This is a genomic window from Rhizobium sp. BK275, assembly GCF_014193555.1.
GTDB lineage: Bacteria > Pseudomonadota > Alphaproteobacteria > Rhizobiales > Rhizobiaceae > Rhizobium.
On the sequence record NZ_JACHZL010000001.1, the window covers coordinates 950,647 to 977,385 of the forward strand.

Below are 26,739 nucleotides of genomic sequence, written 5' to 3' on the forward strand. Positions count from 1 at the left end.
TCCTCCTGCTCAGCTCCTGACCCAGAGAATAAGTTGACTTCGGAAGGCGCTCAATGCAGGCTTGATATATTCTATCAAAAGCCATCAGAAATGGCTTTCATTCATGATTGAAAACTATCAGGAAAGACCATGCGCCGCCCGACCATATCCGATCTCGCCCAGGCCTCCGGCGTCAGCGTTGCGACCGTCGACCGCGTGCTGAACGGCCGCCACCGCGTGCGGGAGGAAACGGCGCGGCGCGTCTATGATGCGGCTCAAGCGATCGGCTATCACGCGGTCGGGCTGATCCGTCAGCGCGTCTTCGAGGACCTGCCGCAATATCGCCTCGCCTTCCTGCTGCAGAAGCCGGCGCAGCCCTTCTACCAGGCCTTTGCCCGCGAGATCGAAACGGCGGCCCGCAACGTCACGACCGCCCGCATCCAAACGCAGGTGGAATATCCTGCCGCAGCAACGCCGGCGGCGATCATCGAAAAGATCAGGCTGCTCGGGGCCAGAAACCAGGCGGTTGCCCTTGTCGGGCCGGATTATCCGGCGGTGGCGGCAGCGGTCGAGGAATTGAAGGATCGCGGCATTCCGGTCTTCTCGCTGCTGTCGGATCTCGCGACCGGGATACGGGACGCCTATGTCGGCGTCAACAACCGCAAGGTCGGCCGCACTGCCGCCTGGATGATCGCGAAGGCATCCCGCCGGCCTGGCAAGGTCGCCTGTTTCGTCGGCAGCCACCGTTTTCACGGCCATGAGCTGCGCGAGATGGGCTTCCGCTCCTATTTCCGCGAGGAGGCGCCCGACTTTGAGGTGGTCGAGACGCTGATCAACCTGGAAACGCCCGAAATCACCCATGAGGCGACGCTGACGCTCCTACAGAAACATCCCGATCTCGTCGGTCTCTATGTCTGCGGTGGCGGCATGGAAGGCGCTATCTCCGCATTCCGCGAAGAGGGGATCGGCGGCCGCATCGTGCTTGTCGTCAACGAACTGACGTCGGACAGCAAGGCGGGCCTTGCCGACGGCATCGTCACCATGGCGATCGGCACGCCGCTGCCGGCGCTTTGCAAGGAAGTGGTGTCGCTGATGACGGGCGCGCTGGAACATGGCGAGATCGCCGTCCCCGGCCAATCCTTCCTGCCCTTCGAAATTTTTCTGCCTGAGAATATCTGAAGCAATTCCAGAAAAAGCGCGCAGCGGTTCTTCGTCCGGGATTGCGTAAAACAAGATCAAGAAATGATGGAATTCTATCATTACCGCTGAGATTCTCTCAGCAATGATAGGCTTTGAGGCCTTGCTGCCGATGGACGGTCGGCCGAATTGAAGTAGAGATTCTCTCAAGCGTCAAATTCCCTCGCTCGAGGCAGCGGGGATCAGGAGGAGAGACTTCGCATGGCATCCATTCGTTTCGCGCTGAACCACATGGCAGCGCCCTCGCTTTCGATCGAGGATTTCTTTGCGCTTGCCGTTTCGCTCGGCATCGATGCTGTGGAGATCCGCAACGATCTCGCCGGTAACGCCATTCTGGATGGCACCCGGCCGGAGGTGATCAGGCAAGCCGCTGCCCGTCATGGCGTCGCCATCATCTCCATCAATGCGCTGCAGCGCTTCAATGAATGGAATGCGACCCGCGAGAGGGAAGCCCGTGAACTGATCGATTATGCCAAGGCCGTCGGTTCGCAGGCTGTGGTCCTGGTGCCGAAGAATGACGGTACGGGCCGTGCCGATGGCGAACGCCAGGCCAATCTGCGCCAGTCGCTCGTCGCACTGCGGCCGATGCTGGATGCAGCCGGCCTTGTCGGCCTTGTCGAGCCGCTCGGCTTCGAGATCTGCTCGTTGCGCTCCAAGGCGGAAGCAGCTGACGCGATCGAGACGCTCGGCGCACAGCCGACCTTCCGGCTGGTGCATGACACTTTCCACCATCACCTTGCCGGCGAAACACCCTTCTTCGCGCACCTGACCGGGTTGGTGCATATTTCCGGCGTCAGCGATCCCGCCGTTTCCGTCGCCGACATGCGCGATTCGCACCGCGCTCTCGTCGATGCCGATGACCGGCTCGGCAACGCCGCCCAGATCCGCGCACTGCTGCAGGCAAGCTATAAAGGCCCCTTCTCCTTCGAGCCCTTCGCATCCGAAGTCCATGCGCTGAAGGATCCAGGCGCCGCGTTGAAGGCAAGCATGGATTATCTCGCGGCGAAGGTCTGAACGACTATTCGCGGCCGCGGAAGCGGCGCTGATAGGCGGGATCGTAAAGCGAGCTTTCGCGGAAATCTTCCGATGCAAGCGAGCGGCCGACGAAGATGATTGCCATGCGCGCGATCGGTTCGGCTGCCACCTTCCCTTCGATATCGGCGAGCGTGCCGCGCAAGATACGCTCGTCCGGCCAGGTGGCTTTCACCACGATGGCAACGGGGCAATCGGCGCCGTAAAGCGGTGTCAGCTCCGCGACCACCTGTGCCAGCGCATGAATGGCGAGGTGGATCGCAAGTGTCGCGCCTGTCGCGCCGAATTTCGCGAGCGTCTCTTCATTCGGCATCGGCGAGGCGCGGCCGGATACGCGTGTCAGCACGAGGCTCTGCGCCACGGTCGGGATCGTCAGCTCGCGGCCGAGTGCGGAGGCCGCTGCGGCAAAAGCCGGAACGCCCGGCGTCATCGTGTAGGCGATGCCATGCTTTTCCAATCGGCGGACCTGCTCGGCAACCGCGCTCCAGACGGAGAGATCGCCGGAATGCAGTCGTGCCACATCTTCGCCGGCCGCAGCCGCCCGCAGATATTCGGCCTCGATCTCGTCGAGCGACATCGGCGCCGTATCGATGATGCGGGCACCCGGCGGGCAATATTGCAGGAGTTCGGGCGAGACGATCGACCCGGCATAGAGGCAGACCGGGCATTTGCTGATCAGGTCGCGTCCGCGCACCGTGATGAGATCTGCAGATCCCGGTCCGGCGCCGATGAAATGAACCGTCATTTTCCTATTCCTTGATCCAGTGCCATTGCGTCACCGGCATGGCCGGCCGCCAGCCGCTCATGCCGCCAACAGGTGCGGCGCGGGCGATTTCGATCTTCGTCAGCGAGCCGCCGCGGGCGGCTTGTTCTGCCAGGAGTACCGCCTCCATTTCGAGCGTCACGGCATTGGCGACGAGCCGCCCCGCCGGTTTCAGGGCGGCGATTGCCGCATCCATGACACCTGCCTCGCTGCCGCCACCGCCGATGAAGATCGCGTCCGGTGCCGGCAGGCCGGCGACTGCTGCGGGTGCGACGCCCTCGACGAGGGCGAGCTGAGGTACGCCGAAACCTGCGGCATTTCGGGCAATACGGGCGGCGCGCTGCGGCGACTGCTCGATGGCGATTGCCCTCAGTGACGGATCGGCAAGCATCCACTCGATACCAACAGATCCCGAGCCGGCGCCGATATCCCAGAGGAGTTCGCCATGTCGCGGCGCCAGCGCCGACAACGTGACGGCACGAATCTCCCGCTTGGTGATCTGCCCGTCATGCTCGAAAAGATCGTCGTCGAGGCCGCAGACATAAGGCAGGATACGAGCCCCGGACCCCGCGATCACGTCGAGCGCACAGACATTCAAAGGATCGATATCGACAAGGTCGAAATTGCCTGCCGTGGTGCTCCTGATCCTTTCCCGCTTGCCGCCGAGCGCCTCCAGAACCGTCAGCCGTGTGTCGGCAAAGCCATTGGCGGCAAGCAGTTCGGCAAGCGTCTGCGGTCCCTTCCCGTCCGACGTCAGCGCCAGAATACGCCTGCCCGGATGGAGATGCGGACGGATGAGATCGAGCGGCCGTCCGTGCAGCGAAACACACGCGGTCTCTTGCAGCGGCCAGCCGAGGCGCGAGGCGGCAAGGCTGAAGGCGGATGGTGCCGGAATCGTATAGATCTCTTCTGCTGCGACATGACGCGAGAGCGTCGCGCCGACGCCGTAGAGGAAGGGATCGCCCGAGGCGAGCACGACAACAGGCGTGCCACGCCGCGCCAGGATCGCTTCGACCGATTTTTCGAAGGGGCTCTGCCAGGTGAACCGTTCGCCTGAAATCAGCGCATCAGCAAGGTCGTGATGGCGCACGCCGCCGAAGACGGCGGGCGCGGCTGCGATCAGTCGCTTGGCTTCATCACCAAGGCCTTCTGGACCATCCTCGCCGATGCCGATAAGAGTGAGCCAGCGCGGGTCGGTGGGAGACATATCAGACATGGACAAGACCCGCATTCTGATCTTGGGCGGTACGGGCGAGGCGCGCAGGCTTGCCGCAGAGCTTGCCGGCCGAGACGATCTCGACATCCTGCTGTCGCTGGCCGGCCGCACGCAGGCTCCAGCCGAACAGCCCGTTCCCGTCCGTATCGGCGGCTTCGGCGGGGCGCAAGGCCTTGCCGAATTCCTCGTGGCGGGAGGCTACAATCTGCTGATCGACGCCACCCATCCTTTCGCCGAGCGCATTTCGGCCAATGCCGCGGCGGCAGTGGAACGCACTGGCATTGCCGCCATCGCGCTCGTCCGTCCGGAGTGGATTCCTGAAGCCGGCGATCACTGGCATGTCGTGGCGGACATTGCCGCTGCCATCGCCACGCTCGGCCCGACCCCTCGGCGCGTCTTTTTGGCGACGGGCCGACAAGGTGCCCACCATGCGGAGGTCGCCCCTCAGCATTTCTACGTCGTGCGCAGCGTTGATCCCGTCGATCCGCCGCTCGCTCTGACTGACGTCGAATATGTGCTCGACCGCGGCCCCTTCACGCTCGAAGGCGAGATGGAGCTCATGCGGAAATATCGCATCGACGCTGTCATCACCAAGAACAGCGGTGGTTCGGCCGCTTATGCCAAGATCGAGGCCGCCCGCCTGCTCGGCACCAAGCTTGTCGTGATCGCCCGCGCGCCCGCTGCCGCCATGACGTCGGTCGGAACGGTCGAAGCGGCGCTCGAAGCGATCGATCATCTCTTGTCTCCGGCCATGAACCGCGGCGTATAGATGAGGTCTGCTTGCCCCTCGCGGGCAATCACCCGCGTCTCGGGCGAACCGATGATGACACAGGTCGCCATGTCGGCGAGATCGGCGTCAGCTCTATCAAGCGGCTGAACGGTGATCCGCTCGTCAGGCCGTCCGGCCGCCCGACCGAAGATGACAGGCGTCGTTGCCGGCAAGTGCTGGCGCAGAAGTTCGAAAGCCTTGCCGAGCTGCCAGGGTCTCGCCTTGCTGATCGGATTATAGAGGGCGATGACGAAGCCCGCGCGGGCTGCGAGCTCCAGGCGATTCTCGATAACGCTCCAGGGCTTCAGATTGTCCGAGAGCGATATGGCGCAGAAATCGTGACCGAGCGGCGCCCCGACACGGGCGGCCACCGCCAGCATGGCCGTGATGCCGGGCAGGACGACGAGATCGACGCCGCGCCATTCCGCCGGTCCCCTGTCGATCGCCTCGCAGACGGCAGCGGCCATGGCAAAGACACCAGGGTCCCCACCCGAGACAACACAGACATCAGAACCAGCGGCTGCCATCGTCAGCGCCGCCCCTGCCCTGTCCAGCTCCTCGCGATTGTCGGAGACATGTCGGGTATGGCCGGCGCGCAGCGTCAGGCGGTCGAGATAGGGGCCATAGCCGAAGAAGTCGGTCGCGGCTTCCACTGCCGCCTGGGCTTCCGGCGTCATCTGCCCGGGATTGCCGGGACCGGTACCGATCACGAAGAGCCGGCCGCTCATCGGCTGGCCTCCCAGCCGGGTACGAGCACGATTGAGAAGTATGGCGCTTCGCCTTCATCGCGTTCGGCGAGCTTCACCATTGCGGCATTGGCCATCGTGCCGCGTTCGACATAGAGAGCGTCGCCGAGACGTCCGGCCGCCCGCAGCGCACGGCGGATTTTCGGCAGGTTGCGGCCGACCTTCATGATGACGGCAGCCTCGGTATCCGTAAGCCTGCGGGTCAATTCCTGTTCGGCCATCGTTCCCGGCAGCACCGAAAGCACGTCGTCACCCTGCACGATCGGCATGCCAGCCAGCGACCAGCAGCCGGACATGGCGCTGATGCCGGGGATGACCTCGGTCGGATAACGCTGCGACAGCCGCACATGCAGGTGCATGTAAGAGCCGTAGAAGAGCGGATCGCCTTCGCTGAGCACTGCCACCGTGCGGCCGGCATCGAGATGGCGGGCGACCGCGTCGGCGGAGTCATTGTAGAAGCTGGTGGTGCGGCTCTGATAGAGCGGATCGTTTTTGTCGAGCTCGGTCGTGACCGGATAGTAGAGCGGCAGCAGTTCGACGCCGGGCTTCAGCAGATGTTCGACGATCGCCCTGCCGTTGCCGCCCCTGCCCTGCTTGGCGAAATAGGCAATCACATCGGCGCTCTCGATGGCGCGCACCGCCTTGAGGGTCAGCAGTTCCGGGTCGCCGGGTCCGGTGCCGACGCCGATCAGATGGCCGCTCATAGGCCTGGCCTCGCCAGCGCATTGATGGCGGCCGCGGTCATCGCGCTGCCGCCAAGCCGGCCGCGCACGATGGCGAAGGGAACGCCGTAGGAATTCTCCGCAAGGGCATCCTTGGATTCGGCAGCGCCGACGAAGCCGACCGGCATGCCGATGATCGCTGCCGGTTTCGGCGCACCATCCCGCAAGAGTTCGAGAAGATGGAAGAGGGCCGTCGGCGCATTGCCGATCGCGACGACGCTGCCGGCGAGCCGGTCGAGCCAGAGATGGATGGCGGCAGCCGAGCGGGTATTGCCGGTCTCGTGGGCGAGTTCGTGGGTGCGTGGATCGTGCAGCGTGCAGATCACTTCGTTCTTCGCCGGCAGGCGGGCGCGCGTCACGCCATGCGCTACCATTTCCGCATCGCAGAAGATCGGCGCACCGTCCTGCAGGGCGATCTGTGCAGCATGGACGAAGCCGGGTGAGAAGACGAAGTTCTGGGCCGCTTCCACCAGGCCGCAGGCATGGATCATGCGGACGGCGACATCGGCCTCTTCGGGCGAAAAACGCGAGAGATCGGCTTCGCTGCGAATGATCGCGAAGGAGCGCTCATAGATCGCGTCTCCGCTGCGGATATAGTCGTAGTCTGGCATGTTTATTCCTGTTGTAGCGCCTCGGCGAGGCCGATGACCCCAAGCCTTTTCAAGCTATCGGCACTCGACTCGCCGGCACCTCTCTTGTCTTCGATCAGCCGGGCGAGCCTCTCTATAGCGAAATCGATCCGTTCGCCAGCAATCCTTGCAGCCGGCCTGTCGGCGGCAAGCCCATCGAGGACAAAACCGTAGCCTTCAGCCGAACCGACGATCGCGAGATCTGCGTGTCGGTGCGCACACCCTTTTGCGCAGCCGGAGAGATGAAGCTTCAGCGAGCCGTCGAAGAGATCAGGAACCCGATCGATCAGCTGGCCAGCCAGAGCCCTCGTATCGTAGAAGGCCGAGGCGCAGGCCCCTGCCCCGGCGCAGGCTGCGATCTGCTCGGCCGGCTCGTGTGCCGTGACGCTGAATCCATGATCGATAGCCGCTTGTTGCATAGCGGGCATTTCTGTCTCGCCGATGCCGATCAGGAAGAAGCCACGATCAGGCGCCAACCGGAGTTCCGGCCCACCTGCACTCTCGGTGGAAGCCAGGAAAGAGATCAGATCGGCGGTTCTGGCCTGGCCGAACTTCAGCCGCACGCCGAGGACGGCGCGGCCATTCCCAAGCCTTGTGACGCCGACGAAGGAGGACTTCTGGGGCGCCGGACGGGTAGATCGGATGCTGTCGATCTGCGGAAAATGGCCGCGCAACGTTGCTGCGTCGATGTCGCGAGCGCGTGTCTGCCGGCCGCGCGCGATCAGGATCTGAAGCAGATCGCCGACCGCGTTGACGGCTGTATCTGCGCCGCCGAGGGCCAGCGGTGTCGCGCCCTGTCCGTCGCCGGCTATCGAGACCAGCCACTGGCTAGCATGTTGCGCGACGATGCGGATATCGGCAACGAGAGTGGAAAGCGAAAATTGCCCGCCGCCATCGATCAGGATCGAGAGTTTCGGAGCAAGGCGCGGAGAGCTGAGAAACGCGCCGAGCCTGTTGCGCAGTGCCGCTTCCATCTCCGCCGCATCGGCGATCTCATCGGCATCGACGCCATGCAGCGGTGAAATCTCGATCGCGACGCCATCAGGCACGGTGATACCGGCGGCGTCGATATCCGCCGCCAGCAGTCCGACGGACCCGGCACGAAGGCCACGGATCTGCAGATTGCCGCGGGCGGTGATTTCCAGAATGCCGTTCCCATGGCGCACGGCTGCCAAAGCCAGCGCCTGAAACTGGGAGACGGTAAGTGCGCCGCCGGCCGGCCTCAGGCGCACGAGCAGGCCGTCGCCGGTTTGCATGGGTGCTGCAAGCGCTGGGCAGGCGCCGCGATGCATGCTCGTTATATCGAGCCTCTCTGCTTCAAAGATCTTGCCGGTAACGCTATGCATTCATCCATCCTTTGGCCATGTCTTACATGATCGCGCCGGATGCGGCAAAGCGAGATCGGTCCGGTGACCGGGACATTCAGTCGTCGAAATCCCGTCCCTTACGGAGGAGATAGATGTCCATGATCCAGCCATGACGTTTGCGCTCGTCGGCACGGAGCTGGACGATGTCGTCGGCGATATCGTCAAGCCGGCCTGAGCGAATGATTTCATCTTTCGTGCCGAGATAAGCGCCCCAGAAGATCTCGGCATCGGGATCGTCGATCTTGGAAAAAGCCTGTTCGCCGTCGAGCATGACGACGGTGCTTTCACGCGTCAGCCCTTCCTCCACCAGCCGCCGCCCGGTGGTGATTTCGACCGGCTTGCCGACGAGATTGACAGGAATGCGGTGGCTGGCCGCCAGTGCCTGGATGCTCGTGATGCCGGGAACGACGTGATAGTCGAAGGCACAGGTACCGGCATTACGCACGCGTTCGATGATGCGGATCGTGCTGTCGTAGAGGCTCGGGTCGCCCCAGACGAGGAAGGCACCAGCACCGGTTTCCGGCAGATTGCCGATCAGACCCTCATAGATACGGGCGATCGCCGCATGCCAGTCCTCGACGCTCTGGACATAAGTTCGGTCCTCGACCGCCCGCTTCGGCACCTCGAATTCGATGATACGGACACCTTCGCGGGTCAGATACCGCTCGCAGATTTCCCGGCGGACCTCGGCGAGATCCGCCTTCGCGGCCCCCTTGGTCGGGATGAACACAACGTCTGCCGCGTTCATGGCGTTAATCGCCTGCACGGTCAGATGCTCGGGATTGCCCGTACCGATACCGATGATATGGATGTGCCGCATGTTTTCCGCCCTCGCGATTTCCAGCGGTTTGTGCCGCTAAAGCAGGTCTTTCGCAAGGGCGGACCGAAGAGTTGGCCGCGGCCAACTTTCAATCTGTGTGGTTAGCGAACCGTTTATTGTCGCTACATCCGAATCATGTCATCTTCGATACGCTTTTTGACGCTATGTTGACCGAAAAGCGCTTTAAGAAGGGGCAAGTGTTTTGGACAACATTAGCGTATCAACCACGGACATTCGCATCGAAAGGCACGCCACGCAGCTCTCACGCCAGCTGAAACTGCTGCGGGAAAGGCTTTTTCCGCCGCTTTCACAAAAGACGCTCCGGACATTCACATCAGGCGAAGCCGCGCAGATGATCGGTGTCTCCGACGGCTATCTTCGCCAGCTTTCGCTTGATGGCAAAGGTCCGCAGCCGGATGTTTCGCAGAATGGCCGCCGCTCTTACACGCTTGGCCAGATCAACGAGTTGCGCCAGCATATGGCGAAGATCAAGCCGAAGGATATGCTCTCCTACCTGCCCTGGCGGCGGGATGGCGAGAAGCTGCAGACGATTGCCATTACCAATTTCAAGGGCGGTTCGGCCAAGACCACGACCACGCTTTATCTGGCCCAGCATCTGGCGCTGGAAGGTTACCGGGTTCTGGCGATCGATCTCGATCCGCAGGCTTCGCTTTCCTCCCTGCTCGGCGTTCAGCCGGAATTCGACCTCGGAGATGGTGACACGCTTTACGGTGCCATTCGCTACGATGCGCAGCGGCGCCCGCTGAAGGATATCGTCCGCAAGACCTATTTCGACGGTCTGGATCTGGTCCCCGGCAATCTCGAGCTGATGGAGTTCGAGCATGAAACGCCGCGTGCGCTGAATGATCGTCAGAAGCCGGAAGAGCTGTTCTTCCGGCGTGTCGGCAATGCAATCGCGGAAGTCGAAGGGGACTATGATATTGTCGTCATCGATTGCCCGCCGCAACTCGGCTACCTCACGCTTGGCGCCGTCTGCGCCGCCACGTCATTGTTGATCACCGTTCATCCGCAGATGGTCGACGTCGCCTCCATGTCGCAATTCCTGCTGATGACATCGGACCTTCTGTCGGTCGTGCGCAAGGCCGGCGGTGACTTGCAGCATGATTTTATCAAATATGTCGTTACCCGCCATGAGCCTTTCGACGGACCGCAATCGCAGATCGTTGCACTCTTGCGCAGTCTCTTCGGCGATGATGTTTTGACGGCGACGATCTTGAAATCGACGGCAATCGCCGATGCAGGTCTGACCAAGCAGACCCTCTATGAAATTGAAAAGGGGCAGGTTCGCCGCTCCACTTATGACCGGGCACTGGAATCGGTTAACGCCGCCAATGGCGAAATTCTAACCAGCATCCATAAAGCATGGGGTCGCATATGAGCCGACGAGATCGACTGAAGGGATTGTTCACTGATACGGCGCAGGAGTTGGCCGCGGCCAACTTCGAGGAGACATCCGTGCGCGGCGCCGCCGGTCCGGTACGCACCATGGCGCTGACGCTCGGCCGTATGGAGGAGGAGAGCAGGGCGATGGAAGAGGCCCTGCTTTCAGGCGAACATGTTGTCGAACTCGATCCTGATCTGATCGATTCCTCCTTCATTCGCGATCGCCTCGGCGACGAGCCGCTCGATATGGACGACGAGCTCGTGCAGTCTATTGCCGAAAACGGTCAGGAAGTGCCGATCCTCGTGCGGCGCAATCCGCATCATGATGGACGCTATCAGGTCGCCTATGGCCATCGCCGCCTTCAGGCCGTGAAGCTGCTTGGCCGCAAGGTGCAAGCGGTCATCCGCAAGCTCGACGATACCGATCTCGTCATTGCCCAGGGCATTGAAAACTCGGCGCGGCGCAATCTGTCCTACATCGAGCGGGCCGTCTTCGCGCTCAATCTCGAACTGAAGAAGTTCGATCGTCCCGTCATCATGAAGGCACTCTCGACCGACAAAACGGAACTCTCGAAGCTCATCTCCGTGGCGAAAGCTATTCCTGCCGATATCATCCAGGCCGTCGGTGCTGCTCCCGGCATCGGCCGCAGGCGATGGATGGCGCTTGCCCAGGATTGGACCGATTCCGCCGTCTTGCGGCTGACCAAGCTGGTTGCGTCCTCCACTTTCAATGCTGTGGAGAGCGATCGCCGTTTCGAACTGGTCATTGCCGAGCTTTCCAAGAAGGAAGAGACGAAGCCCGAGAGCACTGAATATGACTGGAAGCCTGCGAACGGCGGCAAGATCGTCGGCCGTATCAAAAGCACCGGCACGTCTTTCACGATCGCGCTGAAGACCGGCGATGCGCCTGATTTTGGCGCCTATCTCTCAGGCCGCCTCGATGAGCTTTACGAGGCTTACAAGGCCGGGAATCCGAGCACTGTAAAGTAAGCTGCAAGGGGCGCGGCTAATTGGAGCCGAACCGGATCGCAAGGAAGCGCCTTGGCGGATGGCTCGATCAACATCCAACAGGCGGGTGATTGCTTTGTCCGCCTGTGCCGTTCATCGATACAGGCAAACGATCCCATCGGAAAACCGGGTGAAAACCTTGAGCTTGTCCGCCATGATGTTGTCCGCGTGTTTCCGTCATGCGATAACTGACGGAAGGTAATGCGTGTTTCGCTTCCCTTTGTGAGAATTCATTAAGCCTAACAATGCGCTATGATATCGACGCCGCAACGCTCCAGACGCTGCTTCCGGCCATCGCCGGGGCAGAGGATGCTCTGGCGCGCCTCGATGAGCGGGCGGCGCGTTCACCGGTAGGGCAAGGCTTTGCAGAGCGAAGCCATTTCTTCGATGCGGCCGGCGCACTGTGGGTGGCGGGCGAGCTCGTGCATGTCGAAGATCTCGTCCTGCATGACGCCCATATGGACAGCCGCGCGCCGAGCCACGAGCTGACGATCGCCCATTCCGTCCTGCGCACACGGCGGCGGATCGAGACGGCCGATCCTGGTTGGGCGCTCAGCCCGACAGGTCTTGGCGTGCTGACCGCCAGCACGCTGGAGGGGGAGGAGAGCGTGCCGGAGGCGGGAGCCTTTGCGCCTTCCGAGAGCGAACCTGATGATGAGGATGACGAAGCGCCGCTCGCCGCCGAAATCGCCGAGCTCGACGCCTTGCTCGCCCGCTCGCAGAGGCTTCTCGACCGGCATGCGGGCAAGACCGCCGAGGAGGAGCCGGCGGAGGCTGCACCCCCGCAGCGGGATGACGATCCGCTCGGCCTGTTCGGCGATGACGAATGGAACGAGGAGGAACGGCTGCAGGAATGGCGCGGTCTGATCCCGTTCGCCGATGAGCTGCCGCCCAGTCTGGCGGCTGCGGTTCTTTTCGACGCCTGGGAGCGGATCGAGCCGTTGCGCCGCCAGCATTGGCTCGGCGGCCTGCTGATCGCCAGCAGCCTGCGGGCCAGAGGCAAGGTCGCCTCGCATCTCTTTTCTTTTCACACCGGGCTGAAGCAGATCCGCCATGAGCGCCGGCGCTCGCGTGATCGGCTGACGCGTCTGCAGGCTTTTCTCGGTGCGATGCGGGAGAGTGCCGCCGCGGGCCTCAAGGAGATCGATCGCCTGTCGCTCGCACGCACGCAGATGGAGTTGCGCTTTCGCGGCCGCCGATCGAACAGCAGCCTGCCGCAGCTTGCCGATTTCGTCCTGTCGCGCCCGATGGTATCGGCCGCTATGGTTGCCCGTGAGCTTGGCGTCACGCAGCGCGGCGCGCTGAACCTGATCAACGAGATCGGCATCCGCGAATTCACCGGCCGTGGCCGCTACCGGGCTTGGGGCATAATCTGATCCAGCCGGCCGTCGCATCGATGGGATTCCAAGAAGCCTCGGATCGCCTCCGCACGCCGACAGGCCCCATCCCAGCGCCTCGTCAACCTCATCGGGAAACATATCGCTCATGACAGACACGTGCGAGAAATAAGGACGTCCGTAGACAGTACAGAACGCCTCTGTGTTGCAAGCCGCCCTTATAAGAGATCTTGAAACAGTGCCGCGAGCCTCACGCTGTAGGCATGAACAAGTAGATAATCACTATCATTATACGTCCGCATCCAGCGATAGTGTAGAGAATACGTGCCAAGGCACCGGCCATCCAAGCCAACCAACGGACTGGAGACGATAGAGCGGATTCGCGCGTCGCGGGCGAAGTCCCGGAAGGGAGCGAAGTTTTCGTCCTCGTCGATATCGTAGACGAAAACCGGCTTCTGCAACGCTAGAGCACGCTGGCTGACTGTGCCATCACCCTGTCTCACCTCCGGGAAGCGATCGATAAACTCAGTGTCAAAATTCGTCTGAGCAAACAGCGAGAGGCAATGCTTCCGTTCGTTCCAGATCCGTAGGCTTCCATGATCGGCTTGATTAGCTCGAACGGCGTGGTCGAGGGTCAATTCCGCGTCCTCACCGACCTTGAGAGGTACCTCGATCTGAGGACAGGTGAGAAGCCAGAGGTGTTCCAGCCTTGCGAGCTCGCGCCGGGCATCTTCGATCAGTTCGCGCAAGCGTTCTCTACGGACCACACCTCTTTCGTTGGCGAGCTGTTCTTCGTACTGCACCAGGTTTTGCCGAAGAATAAAGCGGCGCATGTTATTTCACCGGAGCTGATTGAGCACAGGCAAAACACACCTCAAAAAAGTCCGTTGGATGAGACGGACCTAAGCGAGGTGGAATGATGTCTTTTTATGATGACTCGGCGCTGAAACGCTGTCAATCACACACAACTCTGGCGGTAAGGGGGCCGTATAACGAGTGCTTCAGCTGGGACGTCAGGCAGTGATCGAACAGAGGATCGCCCGGTATTGCCGCACGCCTCCCGATTAAGTTGCTGGAAACGTCGATCGCCTTCGTTGCCCTAGATCAACGCACCTAGCAGTCGGGATGGACAAGCTAGGGCAAACTTCGCCCGATCGGCCTAAAATATTCTGTCGTCAGCCCATTGAGACGGGCTTTCCTGAGGAACACGTTCGCAGCAGCACGCGTCAGCACTTGGTCTTCGCCCTGCCAATCTCCATCGACAGACCTCAGTCAATAATGACCGCGTATCGAAACGACCCGCAGGTACAGGGCCTGGTGTCCAAAATGCATCGCCAGAGCGGAAAGGCGAAGACGAGATTAGGAGCAAGTAATACGCTTATTGACAGGAATCAAAGCGCCTCGAGGAGATTGGATAGACTATGAAATTCTTCGGGGCACGCCAGATTGGGCGATATCCGGAAGATGAGCATCATTACGTGGGGTCAAAAAATCGCTGCGTGACAGATGCGAGGGAGGTGTACTCGTGCTATCGGATTTGCTGAAATATATCCTCCAGATCGCACTGATTTCGTTCATGCTCGGCAGCTTGGTCGATGTTGGCCTGAAGCTAGAGGTCAAGGATGCCTTGGCTGCACTTCGCGACCGGCACTTCGTCGTGGCGAGCATTCTGTCCGCGTTCCTCGCTGGACCGCTTCTTGCCGTCCTCATCGTGTGGGCGCTTGCGTTACCACAGCCTTACGCGCTCGGCCTCCTCTTGCTGGGTTTTGCCCCCTGCGCCCCCTCATGCCCGCTCTTTCGGATTTGGCGAAGGCTGATCCTGCCTATGCAACGGCATTCATCATGATCGCTGCGCTCGAGATCAGATTATAGTCCGTCTGGTAGCTGGCGGGAAAATTTCGGTTGTCGTCCAATCGGCTGGGCCAGACCATTTGCAGGGAGAACATTACCTCCTGCAGGCAGGCACGAGAGGAGCGCCGGGGCCGATGCGGCTGACAGCCCGCCCTCGTACGAGAAGGCGATGGTGTGGTTTTGTGGTCTCGCAGCTACGATTTGAACGAGCTTTCCAGCGGTCGACGGAGCCGGAATCGGCAATCGCCAGCGACGTCGCACGAGACGTCGCGGCAACTCTTCAAGTCTCGAACTCATAGCACGCTGGACGGAAGTTGGGGCAATACCGATGCACCGAACAGCTCGCCGAGCGAGATCGCCGCACCGGAAGAGGCAAGTAGAATTGGATCTACCCCGTGGCGAAACGCAATCGGGAAAGCTGCTGATATCGCGACCACGTAGTGGGCTCGCCGTTCTTATTGCTCTTTTGATGTGCGTCAAGGAAGGATTTTGGCTGATCCCTTAGACTGTTTTGCATCCATCGGACCTCGGCTGGCGTTCAACCAAGGCCTGTCCCGGGAGCGCAAAATTCATAAGGTCGCCGCTCATGTCGTTGAAACTGGTCAGTGGAATGATGAAGTCGTCCGGCGAGGAAGCTCTGCTCTTGATGGAGACTGCCGGGGCCGAGCATATTGTCCTTGTCAGCAAAGAGGCCCTCATGGCGGTTGCAGAGCCACCGCGCTGTGATGAGAGCCGCTTGCAGGAAAACATTGATGTTTTCAGCCAAATCGCTGACGCCAAATACGCCGACGGAGGCGCGGAGCCTGACGGTCGCATTCGAATCACGGCAGACGATGTTGGCGCCTGGTTCCGTTCACGACAAGCGGCAACCTGATCGCCGGAGGTTTCGTTACCGATCGCGAGCGACTTTGCTTCATGGCCGATGTCCGATGGCTTCGACAATCGCATCTCGATGAATTGGTCGAACTGGAAGGCGCGGTCCGACATCGCCTTGTCAACCTTCCATCAAGGTGGCCTCTGTCTCGCCGAATTGATCAAGCGCCTCTTCAAGGTAATCCGACAGTAGCGGCATGCCCAGCAGATAGGAGGCAGTGCGTCCGTTGCGCGCGTCGGCGGCCTGCTGGCGAAGGTCGTCCCAGTCCGCGGCATCCCCATCGCCACGCCCAAGCCAGGAAAGAGCCACAAGGTCGATCTGTTCATCCTCGTTAAGCGCCCAGATCACGCTGCGCAATTCCTGCTCCACCGAGTCGTCGGCGTGTTCTTCAAGGATTTCGATCATGTTGTCATCCGTTGGATTGGAGCCCGGATCCGGCTCGGTCATGACATCTTTGGCGTCGAACTCTCTTGCCTTGAGAATGAGGTAACGCACTTTCTCGGGCGAAATGCCCGGTTTCCATTCTTCGCCTACGCCAGTCATCGACAGCCTCCTTTCGTGAGGATTTCAAGCATCTTGATCCGGATCGCATGTCACGCTTTGCGTTGGGTCAAACGGGACGCCTATGAGCGGAAATAAGGCGGTCATGGATGACGCAAATGGCCGCACGCCTGCAGATTCTAGACTCAGGGCGCTATGCTGGTGCTTATGGGCGTCGGTTCCTCGTCGGTGCTGCATGCTCTCATCGCTGCTGACCGCCCCGATGAGAGCAGAGCCGTGACGGGCGGCTCGACAGGATGTGTCTTTAAAGCGGCCGCCCGCTGACCGCGGCGGATATCTGCAACGCTCGAGAACGCGCCCGCAAAGCCAGGTCGTGCGGCATTTCAGTTTCCAATTGACGCCCATCAATGTCCTCACCGCAGCTCGGATCCACGCTGATCTCCTTATCAAGGAGGTATAAGATGTCGACATTCATCATGCTCACCCGCTTGAGCCATGAGGCTCTGAGAAACCCCCGCGCCATGAAGACCCTGAGCCATGAACTCGCTCAATATATACGGCGTGATTGTCCCGAGGTGCGTTGGATTTCAAGCTTTGTAGTGCTTGGTCCGGCAGACTATGTCGATATTTTTTCCGCGCCCGATATGCTGTCTGCGATGAAGGTGGCAACACTCGTACGGACGTTCGGCCATGCCACAACGGAGATCTGGCCCGCGACCGAATGGCCCGAGTTTGAGAAATTGCTTCAACAGCTTCCATCATTGATTACCGAATAGTCGGCTCAATCAGAGGCGTTGATCGTTTCAAGGCTCAGGCGAAGCAGAATGCGTCAACGACTTCAGAGCTGCAGGATATGATCCGGATTGAACAGGATCTGCTCCAAGTGCCAGAGAGGATGTTCTTCGATCGATTGACTTTTCGTGTGAGCTGAAACTCCCGCCATGCAGGCATGGCGGGAGGAAATGCAGAGCTTATCAGGCGTGATGGCCGCTGACCGCTCTCAGCAGTTCTTCAGCAAGCGGCCGACTGCCGCAATGCGTAATGTCGCCGATGGCAAGCATACCAACGATCTCGTCTTCTGCATTCATAACAGGCAGGCGTCGGATCTTATGCTTTTCCATCATGCGCACCGCTTCCTCAATGCGGTCCGACGTGTGGCAGAATGTGGCGCCCGGCGACATGACCTCCCGTGCCGTAATCCCGGAAGCATCGTGACCATCAGCAAGGACGCGTACGGTGAGATCGCGGTCCGTGATCATCCCGATCATGCGCCCGTTCTCGGTGACGGGAACGGCTCCGATATCCTGCTTTTTCATCAGTTTGGCGACCTCATTGATACGCGTGGTCGGCGAAACTGATTGAACCTGCTTGTGCATCGCTTCTGATACATGCATGATATGTCCTCCTGGTCCAAAACAGAACGTACCTGTGGAAGTTTCCAGGAACGGGTCGGCAACTGCATTGATCAGGGTCAATGCGCTTACACACGGATTTGCCCCTCGCTTCCGCAACATTAAACCAGGTAGACCACACGAGCACGGTCTCTTTCCGTCCCGCGAACTTGACGGAGATCAATGCAACAAAGTCGTCATCGTGTTGTCCTGTTCAGGTAACGATCTTCACATGTGGCCCCCGAACCTAGACCTGAGAGGACGCGGCATCGATGCCGCTGATGTCTTAGCGTTGTCGCTTGACCGAGAGCCATAGCCGGTGCGACCGGCGTGGGTGGCCAGATGTCGCCGGTGGCACTTTTTCCAACGCCGGTGTCTTCGCCCTGCAGGCGACCGCAGGGATGGTGGCGGATGCGGCCCGCGTCAGAAAGGAGCCGCCGATGTTGTTCAATGACCGAACCGACGCGGGCAGGAGGCTCGCTCAAGCTCTTGAAAGATACAAGAAGGATCATGTCGTCGTGCTCGCGCTTCCGCGTGGAGGCGTGCAGGTAGCGACCGAGATAGCAAGATATCTGGATGCCCCGCTTGACCTGATTCTGGTACGAAAAATCGGCGTCCCCACGCATCCGGAGCTCGCGATGGGAGCGATCGTCGACGGATTGGAGCCAATCGTCGTCCGTAACGAGCACGTTCTCCGCCTCGCAGGTGTGCCCGAATCCTCGTTCGAGGACGTGCAGCGCCGCGAATGGGAGGAGATTGAACGTCGTCGGCGTCGGTATCTTGGCGTCAGCCCTCATCAGGAAGTCTTCGGGCGCATCGTCGTGATCGTTGATGACGGCATTGCCACAGGTGCGACAATGATGGCGGCCATTCGTGCATTGAGGCAACGCAAACCGAGTAAGATCGTCGTGGCTGTGCCTGTCGCGCCTCTTGAAGAGCTCGCGCAATTGAGCCAGGCAGCCGATGAGACTGTCTGCCTGTACGCCCCCGCTTCTCTTGGGGCAATAGGTGCCTATTATCAGGACTTTCGGCAGCTGAGCGACGATGACGTCATCGCATTGATCCAGTCGCTTCCGGCCACGCCATGATACCCGTTATGCGTCACGCCTCAGTGGAGCAGATCGCCCGATCGCTCCCAGACGATCGGCATCAATGAACATTTGGTGCAGTTGTTGCTGATGGAAGGCGGTCCTGGGGGTGTCAGATTACTGCCTGCCGCCGCTGAAGTATTGCACTGCGTTGGTTGAGGTATCGCGAGAACGCCGCTCCATTGCGTTTTTACCAGAGGCAATAGCCATGACCATTGAGGAACTGAACGCAGAGGACTGCTTTAATGTGCTTCAACAGGCAAGAACCGGGGTGTTGGCATGCAGTCACCATGACAGGCCCTACGCGGTGCCTATTCAAATCGCCTATGACGAACGAAAGATTTATGCGTTTTCCTTGGAGGGCAAGAAGATCGAAATCATGCGTGCCAATCCGCAAGTTTGTCTGCTCGTGCAGGAAAAGAAGGGACCCAGAGACTGGTACACTGTCGTTGCTTGCGGGCGGTTTGAAGAATTTCGCGAAGAGGATGGCTTCGCCGGTGAGATGCATCACGCCTGGAGCCTGCTGCAGAGGGACAGCGAGTGGTGGGAGCCGGGGGCCATCAAGCCCGAGGGCTACGGAAATGATCGCCCCTATAAGCACGTCTTCTTCGGGATTTGGATCGAAGAAATCTCAGGTAGGCATGGCAAGGAGATCGAATGACATCGCCGGCTCAGACGGTATCGCTGCCTTACACGCCACTTTGACGCAGATCAAAGGTCTCGAAGCAGCTTTCTGATACTAATTTCTCTCATGGTTGGCGCCCACCTGAACCATGATCGGGCGTGGTGAGATTCATCATTCGCGCGCAGCCTTAAGTCGCTGCCGGAGGGTGCTCCAGCAGAGCGCGGCTGCGCGCGACACCGGCAATCCGCGCGAATGCATCTCACATGTCACCACGTGATCTTCACCTTTGCTTGGGCGTGCCGGCCCGTTGGCTGCGTTGCACCGCGACACCTACATCTTCGCGAAGTCCTCGACCTGCACTCTGATCGCGACCTCGGTTGGCAGACGTTCCATCGAGCTTGCACCGTAGAAACCGTTGCAACCCTTGCAGCCGGCGAGCACATAGGCCGCATCCGCCGGCATCGCGATCGGGCCGCCATGGCAGAGGACGATGACATCATGGCGCACCGATCTTGCGGCGTCCGCCCATTCGTTGATCTTCTCCACGCATTCGTCGAGTGTCGCCGCCGTTTCGGCGCCGATTGCGCCCCCAGTGGTCAGGCCGAGATGGCAGACGATGATGTCGGCGCCGGCCTCGGTCATGGCAACAGCGTCCTCGCTCCTGAAGACGTAAGGCGTCGTCAGCATGTCCATGGAGTGCGCACGGGCGATGATGTCTATTTCCAGATCAAAGCTCATGCCGGTCTCTTCGAGATTGGCGCGGAAAGTACCGTCGATCAACCCGACAGTCGGAAAGTTCTGGATGCCGGCAAAGCCCATCGCCTTCAACTCTTCGAGGAAGTGATCGGGCAGCATGAAGGGGTCAGTGCCGTTGACGCCGGCAAGTACGGGCGTGTGGCGCACGATAGGCAAGACCTCGCGGCCCATTTCTTTGACGATCTCGTTGGCATTGCCATAGGCAAGCAGACCGGCAAGAGAGCCGCGCCCGGCCATGCGGTAACGGCCGGAATTATAGATGACGATCAGGTCGATGCCGCCGGCCTCCTCGCTCTTGGCCGAAAGGCCGGTGCCTGCGCCGCCGCCGATGATCGGCCGTCCTTCGGCGATCTTGCGGCGAAGCTTGTTCAGAATGTCGTTTCTGTCGATGCGGGTCAAAACTCTCTCCTCAGGCATGGATGTGGTGGAAGCTGGCGACGAGTGCGGCAGCGAATTCCGGACTGTTGATATGGGCGTCTATCTCGACGAGGCGCCTGTTCGGTGCATCGCGCCAGCCCGTTCGGATAGCCGAGAACAGCGCCTCATCGGCTTCGGGATCGTGGAACGGCTGACCGGCGGCATCGATTGCCGAAACGCCCTGAAGCGGCAGCAGAAAGCGGACCGGGCCTTGCATCCGGTTGAGCCGTTCGACGATGAAGGCACCGATCCGGCCATTTTCCTCCGGCGTGGTGCGCATTAGGGTCACCTGCGCATTGTGCACGTGGAGCCGGCGGTCGCGGAAGGGTGCCGGCACCGTTTCCCGCGCGCCGAAATTCACCATGTCGACGGCGCCGACCGAGCCGACATAGGGCAGGCCGGTGCGGATGATGGCGCCGAAGCGGTCCTCGGTCGCAGGAAAGACGCCGCCGACAAGGAGATCGGGAACCTCCGTGGTCGTCACATCGATAACGCTCTGCAGCAGACCTGAATCGGCAAGCTTCTCCATCGATTGGCCACCGACGCCGGTCGCATGGAAGACGTAGATTTCATGCGTCTTGCTGAGCAACTCGCGCACTTGTGTGACGCAGCCGGTGGTGACGCCGAACATGGTCATGCCGATGCCCGGCCGATCGTCCGTGGAAGCGGTAACGGAACTGCGAGCCATGCCGGCCGCTGCATTCGCCGCATTGCCGATCACCTTGCGCGAGATCGCATTCAGGCCGGCGACGTCGACGACCGAATACATCATGGTGAGATCGTTCGGCCCGACATAGGGCGCCACGTTCCCAGAGGCGACGGTCGAGACCATCAGTTTCGGCAGGCCGATCGGAAGCGCCCGCATCGCTTCCGTGACCAGCGCGGTATTGCCGGTTCCGCCGAGGCCAAGCACGGCGCCGACATCATCACGTGATTTCAGGAACGCCGTCAGCGCCTTGGCCATTGCCGAGACCGCCGTTCCTCTGTCCGTCTGCCCGAGCACGGCTTCCGCCCCCTCGGGATGAAATTCGGCGACTTCGCGCGCCCGGATATCGGCGGCGGCCTCCTCCCCAAGTGTGCCGACATTGACCAGCACGGCATCGGCGCCGGCCGTGCGAGCCACCTCCCTAGCGTAGTTCAGTTCCGCTCCCTTGGTGTCGCATGTACCGACGACATAGACTTTTCCCATTGGTTTTCCTCCTCTTTTCGATTTTTCCCCGGTCGTTTTCCGAAAAGCACCAGTTTTTGTATTTTCCATATTGTATATTCTTTCGCATATTGCATACTTAAATCATGAAAGCCAGACGGAAATGGAGACCATGAACGCACCGCGCCACCTCACCCTTCGCGAGCGGATCTACGAGGAAATCGTTCGCCTGATCGTCTCCGGCGAGTTGCCGAGCGGTGTGTCGATCGACGAAAAGGAATTGACGGAACGCCTGCAGGTCAGCCGCACGCCGTTTCGCGAGGCGATCGGCACGCTTGCCAAGGAAGGGCTGATCGAGATCAAGCCTTATCGCGGCTTCTTTGTGCGCAGCTTCACGCCCAAGGAGATCGACGACCTCTATAATCTGCGCAAGACGCTCGAATGTTTCGCCGTCGAGCTTGCCGTTCCCGAGATGAGCGACCGGCATATCGCCAGCTTCGAACGCATCCTGGACGAAGCCGTGGCGGCGCTGCGCCGCGGCGACATGGCGACCTACGGCATCCGCGACAAGGAATTTCACGAGACCATCGCCGAGCTTTCGGGAAGTGCGCCGCTCATCGAAACGCTGGCGCGACTGGCGCTGCAGATCCAGATCTGCCGCTCGATCGCCAATGAGAGCCGCGATCTCGCCGAGAGGGCAGCCGAGGAGCGCGATCAAATCCTGCAGGCCTTCCGCTCGCGCGACGTAACTCGCGCCAAGGCGTTGATGCACGCGCATATCAGCGACGTCCAGCAGGCCGTCATGGCGCGCTTTCAGAAGGGAAATCCGGCGAGCTGACTGGATGCATGAAGGAGAGGGAGGTCTCCTTTTCGACAGGCGAAAAACGTGGCCGTGGAGCGGCCCCAAGAGGAGGAAACAATGCTGAAATTTCTTGCCCGCGGAACGGCGCTGGCGGCGATGATCGCCGCAAGTTCGTTGGCGCATGCCGAGACCCTGAAGATGTGGGGTCCGGAACAGATCACAGAACCGCTGGTCGCGCAGCTGTGGAACGGCATCAAGGCCGATTTCGAAAAGGCCAATCCCGGTGTAACCGTCGAATTCATGCCGCCGACCGGGACGATCAGCAACGGCGCGGTACAGGCAGCGATCCAGTCGGACGCCGGTCCCGACGTCATCCTCACCAATTCGGGCATCGGCCGCATCAGCGTCGTCAAGAACGCCAAGCAGGTCATGCCGCTGACCGAGCAATATGAAAAGCGCGGGTGGAAGGACAAGATCTATCCCTGGCTCTACACCGAGCTGAAAGGTCAGTTCGGCGGCGAGATCTATGAAGTTCCCGACGGCCTCGATGCGCTTGGCATCTGGTATCACAAGGATCTTTTCGCGCAGGCAGGTTGGAATATCCCCGCGACCTGGACCGAATTCGAAGCGCTGATGAAGTCGATCGACGAGACCGGCCTGCAGCCGATTGCCATCGGCCCGCGCACGACGGGCAGTGCCGGCCACCTCTTCGGCAACTTGCTGCAATCAGCAAGCGGCAAGGAGGTGATCGGCAAGGCGCTGCGCCGCGAGATCGCCTGGGACGACCCATCAGTTGCTGCCGGCGCCGTCCGGCTGCAGAAGCTAGTCGAAGCGGGCTACATCAAGAAGGAAATGGCGGGTCTCGATCTCGATGGAGCCTCACGCCTCTGGTTCAACAAGCGCGCCGTCATGTTCGTCGCAGGTCCCTGGTTCACCGCTAATGCCCGCAAGGCAGGCTACGACCTCGCCAATGCCGGTTATGCGCCCATGCCCTCCGACATCAAAGGGGCGGCGATGCCAACCGGCGGCGTCGGCTGGAGCTGGCTCGTGCCTGTTAACTCCAAGCAGCCGGAGCTTGCGATGAAGTGGATCGACTTCATGCTGTCGGACGCAGTGATAAAGAAACGAGCTCAGGATCCGGCGAGTACGATGATCTACCCGCGCGAAATCCCAGGCGTCGAGCCGCCGACTCCCGTGTTGAAGGATATCTTCGCGGCTGCCGCCGGCGGCGTCGGCTACAATCCGAGCGTCTATCTGCCCGGTCCCGTGCTCGACACCTATTTCCAGGTCATCCAGGGCCTGATCTCCGGCCAAATCGGCGGCGAGGATGGCATGAAACAGATCCAGGCGAAGATGGCAGAGGCGAAATAGTGGTCATTCCAGAAACGCCGGGAAGCAAGGTCATGGCTCCTCTCAGCACTGCACCTGCCGTGGCGGGACATACGGGCGGCAAGCCCGCCCGTATGTCCAGACCACGAACGGCGGGGTCGATCTCAGCCGATGGCGATGCCAGGACCGCATTCTGGCTGATGGCGCCGGCGCTCGCGCTCTATGCCGTCTTCACGCTGCTGCCGATCGCCGCCACCTTCTGGCTGAGCTTCAACAGCTCCGCCGGTTTCAACACCTCCGCGAGCTTCGTCGGCGCCGGCAACTACGCCAAGGCGGCGCAGGATCCGATCGTCTGGAAGAGCCTTGCCCATACCTTCATCTGGCTGGCCTACCATGTGGCGATGGCAGGTGGGCTCGGCCTACTGCTGGCGCTTGCCGTTAGCAGGCTCAGGATCACGCAAGTCTTCTTCCGCACCGCCTTCTTCCTGCCGCATCTGGTCTCGCTCGCGGTCGTCGGCGTCATCTGGGCCAATATCTACGATCCGTTCTTCGGCCTGCTGAATACCGCGCTGACGCGCATCGGGCTCGGCGCCTTCACCCAAGGCTGGCTTTCCGATCCCGCGTTGGTGCTGTTCTCCGTCAATGTCGCAAGCTCGTGGCAGGGCTTCGGTCTCTACATGCTGCTCTTCATCGCCGGCCTGCAGAATATCGACCGTTCGCTCTATGACGCAGCCGAGGTGGACGGCGCCAACGCTCTCCAGAAGCTGATCTATGTGACGCTGCCGGGGCTTCGCGAGGTCATGACCTTCGTCGTCTCGCTGGCAATGATCAACGGGCTCAAGGGCTTCGCCACGGTCTTCGTCATGACCAATGGCGGGCCGTTCTATCAGAGCGAGCTGATCACGACTTATATCTACCGGCTTGCCTTCCAGTCCCAGGATCACGGGCTTGCGGCGGTGCTCTGCATCCTGCTCAGCCTGCTCGCGATCGTCATCACCATCGTCTTCAACCGCTGGCGCGCGAGGCTTTCCCAATGAGTGTGCGCAATCGCGAATGGCCGGTGGCGCTTGCGCTGACACCGGTCTTGATCCTGATCCTCGCCCCCTTCGTCTGGCTCTTGATCTCGAGCTTCAAGACCGAGGCCGAGATCGGCCGGGCCGATCCCTTCACCTGGCCGGCCGATCTGATGTGGCGGAATTATCTCGACGCCTGGCAAATTGGTGGCTTCGGCGACCTCGTCGGCAACAGCCTCATCAATCTCGTCGGCGTCGTCCTCCTGTCGCTCATCACCTGCGCGCCGGCCGGCTATGCGCTTGCCAAGATCCGTTTCCCCGGCCGGGAGTGGCTGTTCTATGCCTTCATCCTCGGCCTGACCGTGCCGGTCCAGGCGATCGTCATTCCGCTCTACCAGGTGCTCTTCGGACTGAACCTCGTCAACACGCTTGCTGGTATCGTGCTGGTGCAGGTCAGCAACGGCATTCCCTTCGGCATATTCCTGATGCGGAGCTTCTTCATCGGCGTACCTGACGATTTGATCGAGGCGGCCAAGATCGACGGCGCTTCGCATTTCCAGATCCTCACTAAGGTCTTTCTGCCGATCTCGACGCCAGCGGTTCAGGCGCTGGTCATCATCAGCGCGCTCTCCACCTGGAACGATTTCTTCCTGCCGCTGATCGTGCTGATCAGCCCCGACGTGCAGACGCTGCCGCTCGGGCTGGTGCGTTTCGCCAGCACCTACGCTTCCGATTACCGGCTGGTCTTCTCGGGCACCGTCATTTCATTCCTGCCGATCATTCTTCTCTACATCCTGATGCAGCGCCGCTTCACCGAGGGGCTGACGCAGGGAGCAATCAAGGGCTAACCATGTCGCATCACGTCCAGCGGGAAATCCGCTACAATTTTGAATTCGATCACCGCATCAAGGCCTGCTTCATCGGCGCCGGCGGTCATGCCTACCGAAATGTCTATCCAGCGCTGCGCTACGCACCGGTGGAACTCGCCGCCATCTGCGATCTCGATCTCGGTCGCGCCGAGAAATTCGCCAAGCTCTTCGGCGCCGGCAAAGCCTATACCGATCACCGCGAAATGTTGGAACGAGAAAAGCCGGAACTGGTCTTTCTCGTCACTGCCTATCATCACGACGGCCGGGTACAGGCCACCGATCTGGCGCTCGACGCGCTTGCATCAGGCGCTCACGTCTGGATGGAAAAGCCGACGGCGGCAAGCATCGACGATATCGAAAGGCTGCAGGCGGAAAGCGTGGCGGCCGGCCGCATGGTGATGACCGGTCTCAAGAAGACCTTTTTCCCCACAATCGAGAAACTTAGAGATTTGATCGGTTCGCCCGGCTTCGGCAGGCTGACCTCGATCAATGTCCGCTATCCCCAGAGCCTGCCGAGACCGGAAAACCGCGCCGATCTCGTGAAGATGCAGAGCTTCCTCGACCACATCTACCATCCGGGCGCGATCCTCAATTTCCTCGGTGGCGAGATCGAACGCGCTGGTTATGAATGGGAAGCGCTGACGGGGGCGAGCGTCACCAGCTTGCGCTTCCGCTCCGGCGCGATCGGCACACTGCATCTGGCCGCCGGCCAATCGGGCGGCAGCATTTTCGAGCGGGTCGAGATTATCGGCGAGGGGGCCAACGCCATCGTCGAGAACGGCAGCCGACTGACTTATTTCCGCAAGGCGGACCTGCCGTCATACGGCCGTGCCGCAAGCTTCATCCAGCCGGACGAGAATGCGGCGCTGTTCTATGAGCCCGAACATTCGCTCGGCCAGCTTTATAACAACAACCTCTTCTATCTCGGCTATGTGCCCGAAATCCTGCACCTAACCGATGCGATCCTTGCTGGCACGCAGATCACGAGAGGCACGCTCGAAATCGCCCGCGAGATCATGAAACTCTTCGAATTCTACAGACGCACAGATGCCGGCGTCACTTCCAATCTCTGACCGGAGGCACAGTC

General features: G+C 60.8%; 28 protein-coding genes. 16 read left to right on the plus strand and 12 right to left on the minus strand.

The features are described from left to right. Positions 1–129: 129 nt before the first annotated feature. Together FHT82_RS04320 and FHT82_RS04325 are read left to right on the plus strand one after the other, a co-directional pair. The gene (locus tag FHT82_RS04320; protein WP_183726616.1) at positions 130–1,158 is read left to right on the plus strand and encodes a LacI family DNA-binding transcriptional regulator; all 1,029 of its coding nucleotides are present in this window, start codon (positions 130–132) and stop codon (positions 1,156–1,158) included. Between the two features lie 219 nt (positions 1,159–1,377). Continuing rightward, on the plus strand, positions 1,378–2,190 hold the full coding sequence (locus tag FHT82_RS04325; protein ID WP_183726617.1) for a TIM barrel protein: 813 nt from the start codon (positions 1,378–1,380) through the stop codon (positions 2,188–2,190). A 4-nt stretch (positions 2,191–2,194) separates the two neighbouring features. On the opposite strand, the gene cobM is transcribed toward FHT82_RS04325, so the two are convergent. Beyond that, complete coding sequence (gene cobM, locus FHT82_RS04330) at positions 2,195–2,953, minus strand: precorrin-4 C(11)-methyltransferase (protein WP_183726619.1); 759 nt, start codon at positions 2,951–2,953, stop codon at positions 2,195–2,197. Positions 2,954–2,957: 4 nt separating this feature from the next. Next, positions 2,958–4,187, minus strand: coding sequence for a precorrin-6y C5,15-methyltransferase (decarboxylating) subunit CbiE (gene cbiE, locus FHT82_RS04335; protein WP_183726621.1), 1,230 nt, complete (start codon positions 4,185–4,187; stop codon positions 2,958–2,960). Between cbiE and FHT82_RS04340 the strand changes: the two genes are divergently transcribed. Further along, entirely contained in the window at positions 4,186–4,956 is a 771-nt protein-coding gene (locus FHT82_RS04340) for a cobalt-precorrin-6A reductase (protein WP_183726623.1), read from the plus strand. The genes cbiE and FHT82_RS04340 overlap by 2 nt on opposite strands. Here the strand turns inward: FHT82_RS04340 and FHT82_RS04345 are convergent. The 5 genes from FHT82_RS04345 to cobF all read right to left on the minus strand — a co-directional run bounded on the left by FHT82_RS04345 (position 4,920) and on the right by cobF (position 9,240). Beyond that, the gene (locus tag FHT82_RS04345) at positions 4,920–5,684 is read right to left on the minus strand and encodes a precorrin-3B C(17)-methyltransferase (RefSeq protein ID WP_183726625.1); all 765 of its coding nucleotides are present in this window, start codon (positions 5,682–5,684) and stop codon (positions 4,920–4,922) included. The genes FHT82_RS04340 and FHT82_RS04345 overlap by 37 nt on opposite strands. Beyond that, the gene (locus FHT82_RS04350) at positions 5,681–6,406 is read right to left on the minus strand and encodes a precorrin-2 C(20)-methyltransferase (protein WP_183726627.1); all 726 of its coding nucleotides are present in this window, start codon (positions 6,404–6,406) and stop codon (positions 5,681–5,683) included. The genes FHT82_RS04345 and FHT82_RS04350 overlap by 4 nt, the downstream gene beginning before the upstream one ends. Then, a complete protein-coding gene (locus tag FHT82_RS04355; RefSeq protein ID WP_183726629.1) occupies positions 6,403–7,035 on the minus strand; it encodes a precorrin-8X methylmutase in 633 nt (210 codons plus the stop codon). Before FHT82_RS04355 ends, FHT82_RS04350 begins: the two co-directional genes overlap by 4 nt. Positions 7,036–7,037: 2 nt before the next feature. Beyond that, positions 7,038–8,399, minus strand: coding sequence for a precorrin-3B synthase (gene cobG, locus FHT82_RS04360; RefSeq protein WP_183726631.1), 1,362 nt, complete (start codon positions 8,397–8,399; stop codon positions 7,038–7,040). A gap of 76 nt (positions 8,400–8,475) precedes the next feature. After that, positions 8,476–9,240: a precorrin-6A synthase (deacetylating) gene (gene cobF, locus FHT82_RS04365; RefSeq protein WP_183726633.1), complete on the minus strand. Its 765-nt coding sequence runs from the start codon at positions 9,238–9,240 to the stop codon at positions 8,476–8,478. Between the two features lie 202 nt (positions 9,241–9,442). On the opposite strand from cobF, the gene repA reads away from it, so the two are divergent. From repA to FHT82_RS04380, 3 genes are all read left to right on the plus strand, one after another. Then, positions 9,443–10,639, plus strand: coding sequence for a plasmid partitioning protein RepA (gene repA, locus FHT82_RS04370; protein WP_183726635.1), 1,197 nt, complete (start codon positions 9,443–9,445; stop codon positions 10,637–10,639). Further along, the gene (gene repB / locus FHT82_RS04375; RefSeq protein WP_183726637.1) at positions 10,636–11,634 is read left to right on the plus strand and encodes a plasmid partitioning protein RepB; all 999 of its coding nucleotides are present in this window, start codon (positions 10,636–10,638) and stop codon (positions 11,632–11,634) included. The genes repA and repB overlap by 4 nt, the downstream gene beginning before the upstream one ends. 263 nt (positions 11,635–11,897) lie before the next feature. Beyond that, positions 11,898–13,028 (plus strand): RHE_PE00001 family protein, encoded by a 1,131-nt coding sequence (locus FHT82_RS04380; RefSeq protein WP_183726638.1) that lies wholly within the window; start codon positions 11,898–11,900, stop codon positions 13,026–13,028. A gap of 179 nt (positions 13,029–13,207) precedes the next feature. Here FHT82_RS04380 and FHT82_RS04385 read toward each other — a convergent pair whose 3' ends face one another. Continuing rightward, positions 13,208–13,822 carry a GAF domain-containing protein gene (locus FHT82_RS04385; protein ID WP_183726640.1) on the minus strand — a complete coding sequence of 205 codons (615 nt, stop codon included), beginning with the start codon at positions 13,820–13,822 and terminating at the stop codon, positions 13,208–13,210. Positions 13,823–14,514: 692 nt separating this feature from the next. Between FHT82_RS04385 and FHT82_RS04390 the strand changes: the two genes are divergently transcribed. Next, positions 14,515–14,835 carry a hypothetical protein gene (locus tag FHT82_RS04390; protein WP_183726642.1) on the plus strand — a complete coding sequence of 107 codons (321 nt, stop codon included), beginning with the start codon at positions 14,515–14,517 and terminating at the stop codon, positions 14,833–14,835. 591 nt (positions 14,836–15,426) lie between these two features. Further along, positions 15,427–15,714 (plus strand): hypothetical protein, encoded by a 288-nt coding sequence (locus tag FHT82_RS04395; protein ID WP_183726644.1) that lies wholly within the window; start codon positions 15,427–15,429, stop codon positions 15,712–15,714. A gap of 120 nt (positions 15,715–15,834) precedes the next feature. On the opposite strand, the gene FHT82_RS04400 is transcribed toward FHT82_RS04395, so the two are convergent. Continuing rightward, positions 15,835–16,257: a DUF3775 domain-containing protein gene (locus tag FHT82_RS04400; RefSeq protein ID WP_183726646.1), complete on the minus strand. Its 423-nt coding sequence runs from the start codon at positions 16,255–16,257 to the stop codon at positions 15,835–15,837. Positions 16,258–16,676: 419 nt separating this feature from the next. On the opposite strand from FHT82_RS04400, the gene FHT82_RS04405 reads away from it, so the two are divergent. Further along, positions 16,677–16,991, plus strand: a complete 315-nt coding sequence (locus FHT82_RS04405; protein ID WP_183726648.1) for a GYD domain-containing protein — start codon at positions 16,677–16,679, stop codon at positions 16,989–16,991. 198 nt (positions 16,992–17,189) lie between these two features. Here FHT82_RS04405 and FHT82_RS04410 read toward each other — a convergent pair whose 3' ends face one another. Beyond that, the gene (locus FHT82_RS04410; protein WP_246698048.1) at positions 17,190–17,690 is read right to left on the minus strand and encodes a CBS domain-containing protein; all 501 of its coding nucleotides are present in this window, start codon (positions 17,688–17,690) and stop codon (positions 17,190–17,192) included. Positions 17,691–18,046: 356 nt separating this feature from the next. On the opposite strand from FHT82_RS04410, the gene FHT82_RS04415 reads away from it, so the two are divergent. Further along, on the plus strand, positions 18,047–18,694 hold the full coding sequence (locus FHT82_RS04415; protein ID WP_183726650.1) for a phosphoribosyltransferase family protein: 648 nt from the start codon (positions 18,047–18,049) through the stop codon (positions 18,692–18,694). 208 nt (positions 18,695–18,902) lie between these two features. Next, positions 18,903–19,355 (plus strand): pyridoxamine 5'-phosphate oxidase family protein, encoded by a 453-nt coding sequence (locus FHT82_RS04420; protein WP_183726652.1) that lies wholly within the window; start codon positions 18,903–18,905, stop codon positions 19,353–19,355. A 294-nt stretch (positions 19,356–19,649) separates the two neighbouring features. Here FHT82_RS04420 and FHT82_RS04425 read toward each other — a convergent pair whose 3' ends face one another. Both FHT82_RS04425 and FHT82_RS04430 read right to left on the minus strand, forming a co-directional pair. Beyond that, on the minus strand, positions 19,650–20,474 hold the full coding sequence (locus tag FHT82_RS04425) for a phosphoenolpyruvate hydrolase family protein (RefSeq protein WP_210276652.1): 825 nt from the start codon (positions 20,472–20,474) through the stop codon (positions 19,650–19,652). Between the two features lie 10 nt (positions 20,475–20,484). Continuing rightward, positions 20,485–21,681, minus strand: a complete 1,197-nt coding sequence (locus FHT82_RS04430; RefSeq protein ID WP_183726655.1) for a Tm-1-like ATP-binding domain-containing protein — start codon at positions 21,679–21,681, stop codon at positions 20,485–20,487. Between the two features lie 130 nt (positions 21,682–21,811). Here FHT82_RS04430 and FHT82_RS04435 point away from each other — a divergent pair, with 130 nt between their 5' ends. From FHT82_RS04435 to FHT82_RS04455, 5 genes are all read left to right on the plus strand, one after another. Next, the gene (locus FHT82_RS04435) at positions 21,812–22,477 is read left to right on the plus strand and encodes a GntR family transcriptional regulator (RefSeq protein WP_183726657.1); all 666 of its coding nucleotides are present in this window, start codon (positions 21,812–21,814) and stop codon (positions 22,475–22,477) included. Between the two features lie 81 nt (positions 22,478–22,558). Continuing rightward, positions 22,559–23,812 carry an extracellular solute-binding protein gene (locus FHT82_RS04440; protein ID WP_183726659.1) on the plus strand — a complete coding sequence of 418 codons (1,254 nt, stop codon included), beginning with the start codon at positions 22,559–22,561 and terminating at the stop codon, positions 23,810–23,812. A gap of 32 nt (positions 23,813–23,844) precedes the next feature. Then, positions 23,845–24,807 carry a sugar ABC transporter permease gene (locus FHT82_RS04445; protein WP_210276653.1) on the plus strand — a complete coding sequence of 321 codons (963 nt, stop codon included), beginning with the start codon at positions 23,845–23,847 and terminating at the stop codon, positions 24,805–24,807. Next, complete coding sequence (locus FHT82_RS04450) at positions 24,804–25,631, plus strand: carbohydrate ABC transporter permease (protein WP_183726663.1); 828 nt, start codon at positions 24,804–24,806, stop codon at positions 25,629–25,631. The genes FHT82_RS04445 and FHT82_RS04450 overlap by 4 nt, the downstream gene beginning before the upstream one ends. Before the next feature lie 2 nt (positions 25,632–25,633). After that, positions 25,634–26,725, plus strand: coding sequence for a Gfo/Idh/MocA family oxidoreductase (locus tag FHT82_RS04455; protein ID WP_183726665.1), 1,092 nt, complete (start codon positions 25,634–25,636; stop codon positions 26,723–26,725). Positions 26,726–26,739 lie beyond the last annotated feature (14 nt).